Annotated in this window: 14 protein-coding genes; 9 read left to right on the forward strand and 5 right to left on the reverse strand. The window is 75.6% G+C overall.

What is annotated here, in order from left to right; translation table 11 throughout:
* Window positions 1-59: 59 nt before the first annotated feature.
* From BKA21_RS10235 to BKA21_RS10265, 7 genes are all read left to right on the forward strand, one after another.
* Entirely contained in the window at window positions 60-494 is a 435-nt protein-coding gene (locus BKA21_RS10235; protein WP_179625351.1) for a MarR family winged helix-turn-helix transcriptional regulator, read from the forward strand.
* Window positions 495-640: 146 nt separating this feature from the next.
* On the forward strand, window positions 641-1,624 hold the full coding sequence (locus BKA21_RS10240; RefSeq protein ID WP_140458097.1) for a zinc-binding dehydrogenase: 984 nt from the start codon (window positions 641-643) through the stop codon (window positions 1,622-1,624).
* The gene (locus BKA21_RS10245; RefSeq protein ID WP_140458098.1) at window positions 1,621-2,436 is read left to right on the forward strand and encodes an ABC transporter ATP-binding protein; all 816 of its coding nucleotides are present in this window, start codon (window positions 1,621-1,623) and stop codon (window positions 2,434-2,436) included. Before BKA21_RS10240 ends, BKA21_RS10245 begins: the two co-directional genes overlap by 4 nt.
* Window positions 2,433-3,104 carry an ABC transporter permease gene (locus tag BKA21_RS10250; RefSeq protein ID WP_140458099.1) on the forward strand — a complete coding sequence of 224 codons (672 nt, stop codon included), beginning with the start codon at window positions 2,433-2,435 and terminating at the stop codon, window positions 3,102-3,104. The genes BKA21_RS10245 and BKA21_RS10250 overlap by 4 nt, the downstream gene beginning before the upstream one ends.
* A complete protein-coding gene (locus BKA21_RS10255) occupies window positions 3,101-3,808 on the forward strand; it encodes an ABC transporter permease (protein ID WP_140458100.1) in 708 nt (235 codons plus the stop codon). The genes BKA21_RS10250 and BKA21_RS10255 overlap by 4 nt, the downstream gene beginning before the upstream one ends.
* Window positions 3,808-4,722 carry an ABC transporter substrate-binding protein gene (locus tag BKA21_RS10260; protein ID WP_140458101.1) on the forward strand — a complete coding sequence of 305 codons (915 nt, stop codon included), beginning with the start codon at window positions 3,808-3,810 and terminating at the stop codon, window positions 4,720-4,722. Before BKA21_RS10255 ends, BKA21_RS10260 begins: the two co-directional genes overlap by 1 nt.
* Window positions 4,723-4,886: 164 nt before the next feature.
* Complete coding sequence (locus tag BKA21_RS10265; RefSeq protein WP_140458102.1) at window positions 4,887-5,189, forward strand: isochorismatase family protein; 303 nt, start codon at window positions 4,887-4,889, stop codon at window positions 5,187-5,189.
* Between the two features lie 53 nt (window positions 5,190-5,242).
* On the opposite strand, the gene BKA21_RS10270 is transcribed toward BKA21_RS10265, so the two are convergent.
* Window positions 5,243-7,015, reverse strand: a complete 1,773-nt coding sequence (locus BKA21_RS10270) for a carbohydrate-binding module family 20 domain-containing protein (protein WP_239072864.1) — start codon at window positions 7,013-7,015, stop codon at window positions 5,243-5,245.
* Between the two features lie 216 nt (window positions 7,016-7,231).
* Here BKA21_RS10270 and BKA21_RS10275 point away from each other — a divergent pair, with 216 nt between their 5' ends.
* Both BKA21_RS10275 and BKA21_RS10280 read left to right on the forward strand, forming a co-directional pair.
* Window positions 7,232-7,564: a PadR family transcriptional regulator gene (locus BKA21_RS10275; RefSeq protein WP_140458104.1), complete on the forward strand. Its 333-nt coding sequence runs from the start codon at window positions 7,232-7,234 to the stop codon at window positions 7,562-7,564.
* Complete coding sequence (locus BKA21_RS10280; RefSeq protein WP_140458105.1) at window positions 7,561-7,881, forward strand: hypothetical protein; 321 nt, start codon at window positions 7,561-7,563, stop codon at window positions 7,879-7,881. The genes BKA21_RS10275 and BKA21_RS10280 overlap by 4 nt, the downstream gene beginning before the upstream one ends.
* A gap of 15 nt (window positions 7,882-7,896) precedes the next feature.
* Here the strand turns inward: BKA21_RS10280 and BKA21_RS10285 are convergent, their stop codons facing one another.
* From BKA21_RS10285 to BKA21_RS10300, 4 genes are all read right to left on the reverse strand, one after another.
* Window positions 7,897-9,855, reverse strand: coding sequence for a hypothetical protein (locus BKA21_RS10285; RefSeq protein WP_140458106.1), 1,959 nt, complete (start codon window positions 9,853-9,855; stop codon window positions 7,897-7,899).
* On the reverse strand, window positions 9,852-11,720 hold the full coding sequence (locus tag BKA21_RS10290; protein ID WP_140458107.1) for an HSP90 family protein: 1,869 nt from the start codon (window positions 11,718-11,720) through the stop codon (window positions 9,852-9,854). The genes BKA21_RS10285 and BKA21_RS10290 overlap by 4 nt, the downstream gene beginning before the upstream one ends.
* Window positions 11,717-12,205 (reverse strand): type III secretion system chaperone family protein, encoded by a 489-nt coding sequence (locus tag BKA21_RS10295; RefSeq protein ID WP_140458108.1) that lies wholly within the window; start codon window positions 12,203-12,205, stop codon window positions 11,717-11,719. The genes BKA21_RS10290 and BKA21_RS10295 overlap by 4 nt, the downstream gene beginning before the upstream one ends.
* 135 nt (window positions 12,206-12,340) lie before the next feature.
* Window positions 12,341-12,979, reverse strand: coding sequence for a LysE/ArgO family amino acid transporter (locus BKA21_RS10300; protein WP_140458109.1), 639 nt, complete (start codon window positions 12,977-12,979; stop codon window positions 12,341-12,343).
* Window positions 12,980-13,001 lie beyond the last annotated feature (22 nt).

Below are 13,001 nucleotides of genomic sequence, written 5' to 3' on the forward strand. Positions count from 1 at the left end.
GGACACGCGTAGCCGTGACCCCGCACGCCGTCGAGGCACGGTGCGGCTACGGTCCCCGCATGGCCACCTCCGACCTACAGCTGTTCACCACGCTCGTGCGGTACGAGACGCGCCTGTGGAACCAGCTCGACGCCCAGCTGCGCGCGGAGGGCCTCGTCCCGCTCCCCACGCTCATGACGCTCGACGTCGTCAGGCAGCACGCAGGCTCGTGCCGCGTGCAGGAGATCCGCCAGGACCTCGGCATCACCGTGGGGGCCGCGAGCAAGGTCGTCGACCGGCTGGAGCGCGACGGCCACGTGGTCCGCACCCCCCACCCCCACGACCGCCGCTCATCGCTCGTCGAGCTCACGCGCACCGGTGCGCAGGCCCGCAGCGCGGGGCTCTCCACGCTCGAGGGGATGCTGGCCGCGCACCTGGCGGGCGAGCCCGGCCTCGACGCGGCGGGCGCCCTGCTGTCCCGCCTGCTCTCGCGGCTGGACGACGCGCCCGCCTGACACCTCGCCCGGCCACCCTCCAGAGTAGATAGATGCCGCGGAATATACTTCCGATGCATGCGGTTGAGGGCGACCATGGACACCGCTGTGTGGGACGCCCACCCCCTCACCCCGTCGGGTGACGTGACGCCGGGCCGGACCGCCCGATGACGCGCGCGACGATGCGCGCCGCCGTCGTCGACGCCCCCGGCGGGCCGGAGGCGCTGACCGTCCGCGAGGTCCCCGCACCACGTCCCGGACCGGGCGAGGTGCTCGTCGCCGTGCGCGCGTCCGGGCTCAACAGGTCCGAGCTGCACTTCCGCCGCGGGCAGGCCTCGACGGGCTCGTTCCCGCGGGTGCCCGGCATCGAGGCCACTGGCGTCGTCGAGGAGGCCCCCGGGAACGAGCATCTCGTCGGCGCCCAGGTCGTCACGATGATGGGAGGGATGGGTCGCACACGCGACGGCGGCTACGCCGAGCGCGTCGTGGTGCCGGCCACGCAGGTCATCCCCTTCGTCAGCGACCTCCCGTGGGAGGTCCTCGGCGCGGTCCCCGAGATGCTGCAGACCGCCCACGGCTCGCTCGCGGTCGGCGTGCGAGCCGAGCCCGGGCAGACCCTGCTCGTCCGGGGCGGGACGTCCTCGGTCGGCATGGCGCTGATCGTCCTCGGGCGGCTGCAGGGCCTCACCGTCCTCGCGACGACCCGGTCGCACGCCCGTCGAGGGCTGCTGGAGCAGGTCGGCGCCGACCACGTCCTCGTCGACGACGGCCATCTCGCCGCGCAGGTGCGCGAGCTCGTCCCGGGCGGCGCCGACGGTGCCGTCGAGCTGGTCGGGGTCGACACCCTCCACGACACGCTCCGCGCGGTCCGCCCCGGGGGGACCGTCTGCTTCACGGGCATGCTCTCCGACCGGTGGACCGTCCCGGAGTTCTACCCGATGGACTGGCTGCCCAACGGTGTGCGCCTCACGGCGTACTCCGGCGAGGCCGCCGACCTGCCCGCCGCGGTGCTGCAGGAGTTCCTCGACGCCGTCGCCGCCGGGCGCGCCCGCGTGCCGCTCGGGCGCGTGTACCGCCTCGACCAGATCGCCGACGCCCACCGCGACATGGAGGCGGGCGTCGTCGGGGGCAAGGGCGTGGTGCTCCCGTGATCGAGCTCGACGACGTCTCCATGACCTACCCGGACGGCACCGTCGCCGTCGAGCGCTTCAGCCTCACCGTGCCGTCGCGCACCACCGTGGCCCTCGTCGGCTCGTCCGGATCGGGCAAGACGACGCTGCTGCGGATGGTCAACCGCATGGTCGACCCGACGGCCGGCAGCGTGCGGATCGACGGCGTCGACGTCGCCACCGTCGACAAGGTCCGGCTCCGACGGTCCGTCGGGTACGTGCTGCAGGCCGGCGGGCTCCTCCCCCACCGGACCGTGCTGGAGAACGTCATGACCGTGCCGCTCCTCGAGCGGCGCCCCGACCGGGCCCACGTCGCCCGCCGCGCCCGCGAGGTTCTCGACATCGTCGGCATCGACCCCGCCCGCGCGGACGCGTACCCCGGTGAGCTGTCGGGCGGCCAGCAGCAGCGCGTCGGCGTGGCACGGGCCCTCGCGGCAGACCCGGACATCCTGCTGATGGACGAGCCGTTCGGCGCGGTCGACCCCATCGTGCGCCGGGAGCTCCAGGGCGAGCTGCGACGCCTCCAGCGCGACCTGGGCAAGACCGTGCTGCTCGTGACGCACGACGTCGACGAGGCGTTCGCCCTGGCCGACCACGTCGTCATCCTGCGCGAACGGGCGCAGGTCGCGCAGGCCGGGTCGCCGACGCAGATCATGGCGCACCCGGCCGACCGGTTCGTCCGCCGCTTCGTCGGGCTGGACGACGACCGGCGCGCGCTGCGCACCACGGTCGTCGACGGCGTCACGGTCCTCGTCGACGGGGCAGGGCACCCGGCAGGGGTGCTGGCGACGTGACGTGGCTGACCCACGCGTGGCCCCAGGTCCTCGACCTCGGCCGCGCGCACCTCGCGCTGTCCGCCCTGGCCGTCGTCGCGAGCCTCGTCCTCGCCGTGCCGCTCGGCTACCTCGCTGCCCGCCGCCCACGCCTCGGCGCCGCCGTCACCTCGACGATGTCGGTGCTCTACGCGATCCCGGCCCTGCCCCTGCTCGTCGTGGTGCCGGTCGTGCTGGGCACGCCCCTGCGCTCGCCCGCGACCGTCGTCGCCGCCCTGACCTGCTACGGCGTCGCGCTGATGGTCCGCTCCGCGGCCGACGGCTTCACCGCGGTCGACCCGGGCGTGCGGCAGGCGGCCGAGGCCGTGGGCCACTCCCGGTGGTCGCTGTGGTGGCACGTCGACCTGCCGCTGGCCACGCCGGCGCTCGTCGCCGGGGCCCGTGTGCTCTGCGTGAGCACGGTCGGCCTCGTGACGATCGGCGCCCTCGTCGGGGTGCCGTCGCTCGGGACGCTGTTCACCGACGGGTTCCAGCGCGGGATCGTCGCGGAGATCGTCACCGGCATCCTCGCCACCGTCGCCCTCGGCCTCGCGCTCGACGGTGCGTGCGCGCTCGTCGGTCGTGCGCTGACCCGGTGGGACCGCCCGGCACCGCACCGGTCCCGGGCCCGGGACGGCGGTGCCGGGTGACGCTGCTCCTGGACGCGCTCGCATGGCTCGCCGACCCCGCCCGGTGGATCGGCGACGGCTCGGTGCCCGTCCGTGCGGGCGAGCACCTGCTCGTGACGGCGGTGGCGCTGCTGGTCGCGGCGGCCGTCGCCATGCCCGTCGGCGTCGCCGTCGGGCACACCCGACGCGGCCGGCTGGTGGTGGTCGCCCTCGCGGGCGCGGCGCGTGCCGTCCCGACGCTGGGCCTCCTGACGCTGCTGGCCCTGGCCTTCGGGATCGGCGTCGGCGCACCCCTCGTCGCGCTCGTCGTCCTCGCGGTCCCGTCGCTGCTCGCCGGCACGGCCGCGGGCGTGCGCGGCGTCGATCCGGCCACTGTCGACGCCGCCCGGGCGAGCGGGTTCACCGAGCGGCAGGTCGTCACGCGCGTCGAGCTGCCGCTCGCCGCACCCGTGGTCGTCGGAGCGTTCCGCGCGGCGACGCTGCAGGTGATCGCCACCGCGACCCTGGTGGCCTACGTGGCGGACGTCGGGCTCGGCCGCTACGTGATGAGCGGGCTGAAGTCCCGCGACCACCCCCAGATGCTGGCCGGCGCCCTCGTGGTGATCGTCCTCGCCCTTGCCGTCGACGGCCTCGTCGCAGGCATCCACCGCGCGGCGACCTCACGTCGCCGCTCCCCCGGCCGCCGGCGCGCGCAGCGCCCGGCCACCCCACGAGAGGAACCCTGATGCACCCCGCACGACACCTCGCCCGCACGGCCGTGCTCACCGGGACGGCGCTCGCCCTGGTCGCCTGCGCCACCACGGACCCGCTGAGCACGACGGGCGACGCCGCCGGCTCCGACGACGTGCTCGCGGTCGGCTCGCAGGACTACTACTCGAACGAGATCCTCGCCGAGGTCTACGCCCAGGCCCTGGAGGCGTCGGGGCGCACCGTCGACCGGCAGCTCCGGATCGGGCAGCGGGAGGCGTACCTGCCCGAGATCGAGGCCGGCGAGATCGACGTGTTCCCGGAGTACACCGGCCCCGTGCTGCAGTACTGGCAGCCCGAGACCGAGGCGCGCCTGGCCGACGACGTGTACGCCGCGCTCCAGGAGGCGACGCCGGACGGGCTGCGCGTGCTCGACCAGTCGCCCGCGACCGACCAGGACTCCTACACCGTCACCCGCGCGTTCGCCGAGGAGTGGGACCTGACCACCGTCGCCGACCTGGCCGACGTCACCGTGCCGCTGACCCTCGGCGGCAACTCCGAGGGTCTCGACCGGCCGAACGGCCCGGACGGCTTGAAGAAGGCCTACGGCGTCGACGTCGCGTTCACGCCGATCGAGGACGGCGGCGGCCCGCTGACCGTCAAGGCGCTCCAGGACGGCACCGTCCAGCTCGCGATCATCTACACCGCCGACCCGTCGATCGCCGAGAACGACCTGGTCACCCTGGAGGACACGGCCGGGCTGTTCCTCGCCTCGCACGTGGTCCCGCTCGTCAGCGACCGGGTGGACGACGACGCGGCGGCGGTCATCGACGAGGTCAGTGCGGCCATGTCGGCCGCCGACCTCGTCGCGCTCAACGCCCGCAGCGTCGACGAGCAGCTCCCCGCCGCCACCATCGCCGCCGACTGGCTGGCCGAGAAGGGCCTGGACTGACCGCCGCCGACCCGCGCGGCGTCCGCACCCGTGGTCCACAACCGGATCGTCGTCTACCCGGGCCGCCCCACCGGCGGGACGAACGCACCGATCTTCCGCATGCTCAGCCCTGAGTCCCTGCTGCTGGGCACGTGGGGCGCCGACCCGATCACGGGTGCCGAGCCGTGGGTGACGAGATCGTGCTCGACCGCATCCGGATGTCGCCCTTCCACGGGACGTCCCTCGACACGGTCCTGCGCAACCTCGGCGTCACCACCGTCGTCGTCACCGGCGTCTGGACGAACATGGCGGTCGAGCACAGCGCACGCGACGCGGCCGACCACGGCTACGAGGTCGTCGTGGTGGCCGACGCGACGTCGTCGATCAACGCGCAGTGGCAGGAGGCCGCTCTCGGCTTCGCGCTGACCAACATCGTGACCGTCGCGACGACCGCCGAGGTCGTCGCGGCCCTGAGCCCGGCCCCCTGACGCTCGGGCGGTGCGGGAGGAGAGTCCCGCATCGCCCGACCGGGGTGCGACCGTCAGTCGCGCCAGGTGTCCGTCAGGGTGAGGACGCCGGACGCCGGGACCGTCGCGACGCGGTTGGCGCCCGTCTCCCAGGCCACCTTCCCGGTCTCGTCGAGGTGCACGTACTTGTACTCGACGCGGGTGCCGGGCGCGAGGGCGACGCTCCCCCGCCACACGGGGTACGTGGCCGACGAGAGCGCGACGCCCTCCGTCGGCTCCCACGCCCCGAGCTCGGGCACGTCGCCCACCACGGAGACGTTCTGGCCCCAGACCGTCGTCACGTCAGCGGCGAAGCCCAGGCCCGTGACGGCGGTCGCGGACGGCGTCGGCGTGGGGGTGCCGCCCGTGCGGGCGTCGACGTGCAGGGCCACCGCGCCGTGCGCCGGGACCACGGTGGTGAACCGGCCGCCGGCGACCGTGACGGTGCGCGAGCACGTGGCCGACGCGACGACGTCGCAGTACGTGCCGTCGGGCAGCGCCGTGGTGAAGGTGCGGACCTGCGAGCCGTCGCGGTCGTTGATGACGACGTGCCCGCGGTCCTCGCGGCCGAACGCGACGAGGTCCACGCCGTCGTCGTACCAGTCGGTCAGCGCGGTGCCCGCGACCGCGTCGTGGAAGCCGACCATGCCCGCGATCTCGGGGATCCGGTGCGTGCACGTCCACGCGGCGTCGTCGCAGCTCGCGTCGGGCACGGTCGTCGAGGTCGCGCCGGGGGCGCCGGCGTCCTTGTCGGTGAACGTGTAGCCGGTGTACACCGCCGGGGCGCCGTACGGGTGGGCGAGCATGAAGACGTTGGCCAGCAGGTACGCGTCGCCGTCGGTCTGGTTCAGCGTCTCGCCGTTGCGCTCGGTGTCGTGGTTGTCGACGAAGACGCCGGCCTGCGCGGACGGCAGCAGCCCCTGGCCGATCGTCCGCAGGCTGGTGAGGCTGCCCTCGAACGCGGACCGCAGGCGGGTCGCGTAGGAGAACTCGTGCACGTCCCCCGTTCCGGCGTAGTCGGACATCGCGATGCCCGGGGACGAGCCGATGACCTCCTGCACCCAGTAGACGTCCGGGTGGTCCATGCGCCCCTTGACGGCCGCGAGGTCCGCGGCGGGGATGTGCTTGGCCGCGTCGATCCGGAACCCGGCCACGCCGAGGTCCACGAGGTCGTCGAGGTACGCGGCGATCGCGTCGCGCACGTGCTCGGACCCGGTGCGCAGGTCCTGCAGGCCGACCAGGCGGCACCCCTGGACCTCGGCCGCGTCCTGGTAGTCCGCGACGTTCGTGCGGCAGGCGTTGAAGTCGCCGGCGCCGTACGGGACCGCCGGGGCGCTGTCGATGCCGTAGGCCGAGCCCGCGACGCCCGTGCCGGAGCCCATGTCGGCACCCGTGGTGTGGTTGATGACCGCGTCGGCGATGACGCCGACGCCGGCCGCGCGGCACTGCTCGACCATCGCCGCGAACTCGGCCCGCGTGCCGAGCTTCGACTCCACCTGGTAGCTGACCACCTGGTACGACGTCCACCACGCCGACCCGCGCAGGTTCTCCTGCGGCGGCGAGACCTGCACGTAACCGAAGCCGGCCTCGCCGACCGTGGCGCACTCGTCCGCGACGGCGTCCCACGTCCACTGGAACATGGTGAGGATGACGCCGCCCTCGCCGTCGCCGGGCTCCGCGGCGGTGCCGGGGGCGGCGGTCGCGAGGCCGACGGCGCCGGCGAGGGCCGCCGCGAGCACGGCGGCCGCGGCGGTCAGACGGCGGGCGGCCCGCCGGGCGGGGGGCGGTGAGGGGTGCTGCAACGACACGGTCGTCTCCTTCGTTGCTGGTCCTGGCGCGCACCGCGGGCGGCGCACGTCACGAAGCCCGGATCTTCGCATAAGGGACGTAACGGACACCGGGCGCCACAGGACCTCCACACCACCCGCCCAGGCGCGCCCGGGGCCCTGGTGGCCCCGGAGAGCCGGTCGACCCGGGACAGGCGCCCTCTGGCGACGCCATCTCTATATAGATAGATTTGAGGGGTGGAGCAGCTCACGAGAGTCACCCCCGCCACCGTCGACGTGCTCCGGGCGCTGCGGGCCGAGGGCCCCGACGTCTGGGGCCTGCGCGTCGTCAAGCTGTCGCAGCGCCCCGCGGGGACGGTCTACCCCGTGCTGGAACGGCTCGAGCGCGCCGGGTGGCTCACCTCGGACTGGGAGCAGGACGACGCGCGGCCCGGCCCCCGGCGGCGGCTCTACCGCTTCACGCCGGACGGCGCCGCCGCCGCCCTCGAGATCGTCACGTCCCGCACCGTCACCGCCGGGCGCACCGCCCGCGCGGGCGCGGCGGCCGCACCCGCGGAGGGGACGGCATGAGCGGCCTCGCCCGGGCGCTCGTCCGGGCCGCTGCGGCGCTCGCGCCCCCCGCCGAGCGCGCCCGACGGCGCGAGGAGTGGCTCGCCGACGTCGACGGCGCCGCCGAGGTCGGCGTCAGCCCTCTCTCCGTCGCCACCGCCGCGTGGCGCACCGCCTGGACCGCCCGCACCCGAGGAGCAGCCGTGCAACCGATCGGACCCCTGGCCATCGCCCTGCGCCACCGCCGCCCGCACGGCCGCGCACCCGTCGTGCTCGCCGCCGTGCTGACCGTCACGCTCCTCGCGGGCCTGGGCCTCCTGCTGGCCGGGCTCGCCTGAGACCGCGCCCCGGCGTCAGCGGGTCAGGGAGCGGAGGATCTCCTCGGCGCGGTCGTCGTGGCCCGTGCGGCGCAGGAGCGCGACGAGGTCGTCGGCGGCCTGGGTGCGGGGCTCGCGGGCACGGGCGACGCCGAAGCCCTCGACCGCCGACTCCAGGTGCCAGGCGGCGTCCTCGGTGCGGTCCAGGGCGTCGAGCAGGCGCCCGGCCAGCCAGAACGCGTGCGCGGCGTCCGCCACGGCACCGACCCCGGCGTACGCCTCCGCGGCCCGGCCGGCGCGCACCACCGCGTCCTGCAGACGCTCCTCGCCGCCGGTCGTGGCGAGCACGCGGGCGGCGGCGTCGTCCACGTCGGCCAGCGCGCGACGGCGGTCGCCCTTGCGGCGCTCGGCCAGGGCGGCCTGCTCCGGCGACGCGTCGGCCTCGGGCTCCTCGACGAGGGTCGCGCGCGTCGCGTCGACGGCCGCGAGGAACGGGTCCACCTCACCGGTGGTGCCCGCCGCCGGCGCCCACGCCACCAGCACGGGGACGAGGTCGACGGGGTCTGCGCCGCCGGCCCGCAGCCGGGCCGCGCCCCGCTCGAACAGGCGCGCGGAGGTGTCCTCGTCGCCGAGGACCTGCGCGCACGCGGCGGCCTCGGCGAGCGCGTAGCCGGCGTCGACCAGCAGCCCCGCCGCCTCGGCATGCCCGGCGGCCTCGACGTACGCCTGGGCGGCGCCCTCGGTGTCGCCCGCGGACAGCAGGCGCTCGGCGCGGGCCAGGGCGGGCTCGCCCGTGGCCGAGGCTCCGGCCGCAGCAGCCGCCACGGGACCGTCGGGCAGCACCCCGGGCGTCGTCCCGGCGACCGACGCGTCCTCGGCCGGCGCGGCGGGCAGCCGCACGACGTCGAGGTCGAGCGGCTCGGCCACGCCCTGCGTCGCGAGCGCGTCGGCGAGCATGCGGGACATGCGGGTGCTGCCGTTGCGCGCGTCGAACGCGTCGGCCAGCGTCCGGGCCTGCGCCGCGGCCCACGCGTGCAGCGCACCGAGCGTCGCGGCCGGGACGTCCGCCAGGCGCACGGCGACGTCGGCGTGGGCCGGCAGCAGGGCGGCGGTGCCGGCGACGACGCCGAGCAGCAGGTCCAGGCGCGCGCGGGGCGTGTCGGCCTCGAGCAGCAGCCGCTGGTCCTGCTCGACGGCCCGGACCAGGCGTGCGGGGTGCCCGGCACGCCCCAGCAGCTCGATGCGCTCGCCGCGCGCGGCGGCCATGTCGCTGCTCGTCTCGGCGAGGGCCGCGACGGCGCGGCGGTGGGTCCGCACCGCGTCGGCCGGTCGGCCCAGGTCCAGGTACGCGAGGGCAAGGCCGGCGAGCATGTCCGCGGGCTCCGTCGCGCACGTCAGGCCGCGGTCGAGGGTCTCCTCGACGAGCCGGGCGCCCTCGGTCGTGCGACCGGTCTCGAACAGGTACGACGCCCGGTCGCCCGGGTCGCAGACCTCGCACTGGGAGTACTCGTCGCGCGGCGTCGCCACCCAGGCGTCGTAGCGCTCCTCGACGTCGGCGGCCCCGCGCCGCGCGGCCCACGCGAACCGCGAGTACGCGACGGCGTCGCGGCCCAGGCCGGCGAGCGCGTACCGACGCTCCATGTCGTCGAGCGTGGCCTCGATCTGCGCGGCGGGCACGGTCGGGAAGTCGCCGAGGTGGCCGACCATCCACTTGAACGACCAGAACATCGCGTGCTTGTCGACCTCGTCGAAGTGCTCCGGGTGCTCGTCCCACCAGCGCACGAGCCGGGTGAACGGCAGGTAGGCGCGGTCGACCTCGCCGGCCCACACCATCGACTCCACGAGCACCGACAGCGCGTACGCGCGCGCCTGGTCCGGCCCCTCGGCCTCGACGAGCCGGGCCTGCAGCTCGGCGGCCTGCGTGCGCGCGACCCCGTAGGGCAGCGAGCGGATCCGGGCGATCTCGCGGTTGACCTCGTCCAGCGTGCGGCTCACCGCGCGTCCTCCTCGTCCGGGTCCGTCGCGCCGAGCCCTGCCTGCAGCAGGACCGACATCGACGTGGTCATGGTCTGGGCGTCCCGCGCGCGCAGCGGCTCGCCGGCCAGCAGCAGCGCGGTGACGTACATCGACCGCAGCCCGGCGGCGAACACCTCGGGGCGGTGCGCGCCGGCCAGCAGGTGGCGCACGGTGGGGTTGGCGTCGTTGAGCACGAGGCGGCGGGCGGCCGCGGGGGTGTCGGAGAACCCGGCGAGCACCCCGCCCCACAGGTCGTCGGCCTCCTGCACGGTCCGCTCGACCTCGCGGCGGTGCTGGTCCTCGCGGTCGTCGAGCATGACCGCGGGCAGGTCGTCGGGCTCGAAGCGCCGCACGACGACCTCGCAGTCGAGGTCGCGCACGGCCGCGGTGGCGGCGGGGACGACGTCGATGAGCTCGAGCTCCCGCGCGGGCTCGAGCTCGCCCAGCACCTGCGCGACGTCCTGGGTGCGCAGCGCGCGCACGTCCCAGCCGCGCCGCCCGGTGAGGCGGGCCAGCAGGTCGCCGTCGTAGACGTACCCGGCGTTGACCACGAGCAGGCCCTGCGCGCGGGCCACGGGCGCGACCCGGCGGAACTCCTCGACGCTGGTGGTGTGCACGACCGTGCCGACCGCGTCCCGGACCTCGGCGAGGGTGCGCGTGCCGTCCGTCGTCTCGAACGGCAGCACCTGCGCGGCGATGTCGAGGACCTCGTCGTCGACGAGCGCGAGCGAGCGCAGCGCCAGGTGGTGCGTGCGCACGAACTCCTGGGCCAGCCGGCCGCCGGCCTGCAGCGTGCTCAGCGTCCAGCCCCGCACCTGCGCGGCCAGCGCGTCGCGGGTGACGAGCAGCGCCTCGTCGTCGTACAGCGCCTCGCGCGAGGCCGTGGGGCGCAGGCCGTCGGCGTCGACGACGCAGCGCACGTAGAACGCCCAGCCGGGCAGCAGCGTGTCGACGCGCTCGCCCAGCAGCATGCGCTTGAGGTGCACGCGGTGGGTGCTGCCGCCGCCGGGGGGCACCGCGGCGGGCAGCACGTACGCGACGCCCGTCAGGCCGGTCAGGGGCACGTCGAGGTCGAGGTGCGCGAGCGGCGTGAAGCCGAGGGTCCGCTCCGCGTACCGCACGAGCGCGGCCGAGCGGGTCGCGTCGTCCGCGTACGACGCCCGCCACGGCAGCTCGGGCTCGGTGACGCGGCGCCACGCGGTCTCGCCGGTGCCGAGCGGCACCTCGACGGCCACGTCGAGCGGCAGCAGCGCGCCGTACTCCGTGGCGAGCGCCGCGACCGTCTCGGCGGCCATCCAGTGCTCCATGTCGCGGCGCGGGTGCAGGCGCACGGTCGAGCCGACCGGGTCGGACGGGTCGCGCGGCAGCACCGTGAGGTCGTACGTGCCGTCGGGGTGCCCGACCCACCGCACGCCCGGGGCGTCGGGGTCGGTGGCCGAGCGCGACTCGAGCTCGATGCGCTCGGCGACCATGAACGCGGACAGCAGACCGATGCCGAACTGCCCGAGGAACTCGGTGCGCCCGACCCCGAGCTCGAGGTCACGCTTGGAGCTGCGCCCCACGGTGGCGAGGAGCTCGCGCGCGTCGTCGGGCGTCAGGCCGACACCGGTGTCGGTGACCTCCAGACCGCCGCCGTCGAGCGGGCGCAGCCGGACCCGGCCCGGCGCACCGGGCTCGTGGGCCCGGCGCGCCGTGACCGCGTCGACGGCGTTCTGGAGGAGCTCGCGCACGTACACGCGCGGCCCGGAGTACAGGTGGCGGGCGAGCAGGTCGACGACGCCGCGCAGGTCGACCTGGAACGCCTGCCCGAGCTCGTCACCCCCCGCCGAGGGGGCGGTGCTCACTCCTGCTCGGCCTCGGCGGCCTTCGCGGCGGCGGCCTGCTCCGGGTACGCCTCGTCGAGGGCCTCGAAGAACGAGAGCGCGGTGCTGATCCCGCACGCGAGGTGCACGTCGAGCTGCTCGTCGGTCAGGCCGTGCTCGTAGTCGACGGTGTGCTCGGCGTAGACGCCCAGGCGGTCGTCCTCGACGCGCACGTAGACCTTGGGCCACAGGCGGTCGGCGTTCCAGTCGTTGACCTTGGCGCTGACGGCGGCGAGCTCGTCGAGGCCGACCTGCCGGTTCCAGCGCCCGCGGACCTGGAGGTACTCCTGGTCCTGGCCGATCCGGAAGAAGTAGAAGAGGTGGCCGTCCCAGTACCCGCCGACGTCACCGTCGCCGTCGATGCCGTACCGCATCTCGCGCGCGTCGAGGCAGGCGGTGATCCGCTCGGCGCTCAGCGGCGGGAGGGCGCTGGCGGGGGTGGCGGTCGGCTTGTTGAAGAATCCCATGGGTCCTCGTCCGTCGGCTGCTGGAGGGGCCGTGAGCGGCCGACGTCGAGAGTAGCCCGGACCGCTATGTCCCGTCTGTCCCGTTCACACGTCCGGCGGACGCCGCGCACGAGGGGGCGGGCGGGGCGGGCGGCGTCAGTGCGCGCCCGCGGCGAGGTCGGCGACGAGCCCGGCGGCGATGGCGACCATCACCACCGCGACACCGGCGTCGAGCACGCGCCACGCACCGGGGCGGGCGAACACCGGGCGCAGGAGCGCCGCGCCGAAGCCCAGGGCGCTGAACCACGCGACGCTGCCCACGGCGGCGCCGGCGGCGAACCACCAGCGTGCGTCCCCGTGCCCGGCGGAGACCGCCCCGAGCAGGACCACCGTGTCGAGGTACACGTGCGGGTTGAGCCACGTCAGCGCCAGCGTCACGAGCAGCACCGGGACGACGGGGGCGGCGGCGCCCGCCGGCCGGTCGTCGTCGGCGACGAGCGTGCCGGGGTGCAGCGCGCGCCGCGCCGCGAGCGCGCCGTAGACCAGCAGGACCGCGGCGCCGAGCAGCGTGGCGACCGCGGTGACGACGGGGCTGGCGGCGACGAGCGCACCGACCCCGGCGGTGCCGACGGCGATGAGCACGACGTCGGACAGCGCGCACACGGCCACGACCACCGCCACGTGCTCGCGCCGCAGCCCCTGGCGCAGCACGTGCGCGTTCTGCGCGCCGATCGCCACGATCAGCCCGAGCCCGAACACCAGCCCGGCGAGCGCGGACGTCCACCCTGTTCCCACGGCGCCGACGCTAGGGCGCCCA

It is taken from the genome of Cellulomonas oligotrophica, from assembly GCF_013409875.1.
Classification (GTDB): domain Bacteria; phylum Actinomycetota; class Actinomycetes; order Actinomycetales; family Cellulomonadaceae; genus Cellulomonas; species Cellulomonas oligotrophica.

What these genes read in the sequence shown, in the direction of transcription:
- BKA21_RS10280 (WP_140458105.1), top strand. Translation starts at nt 7,561, where the DNA reads ATGAGCGGCCTCGCCCGGGCGCTCGTCCGGGCCGCTGCGGCGCTCGCG.
- BKA21_RS10295 (WP_140458108.1), bottom strand. Translation starts at nt 12,205, where the DNA reads ATGGGATTCTTCAACAAGCCGACCGCCACCCCCGCCAGCGCCCTCCCG.
- BKA21_RS10235 (WP_179625351.1), top strand. Translation starts at nt 60, where the DNA reads ATGGCCACCTCCGACCTACAGCTGTTCACCACGCTCGTGCGGTACGAG.
- BKA21_RS10240 (WP_140458097.1), top strand. Translation starts at nt 641, where the DNA reads ATGACGCGCGCGACGATGCGCGCCGCCGTCGTCGACGCCCCCGGCGGG.
- BKA21_RS10260 (WP_140458101.1), top strand. Translation starts at nt 3,808, where the DNA reads ATGCACCCCGCACGACACCTCGCCCGCACGGCCGTGCTCACCGGGACG.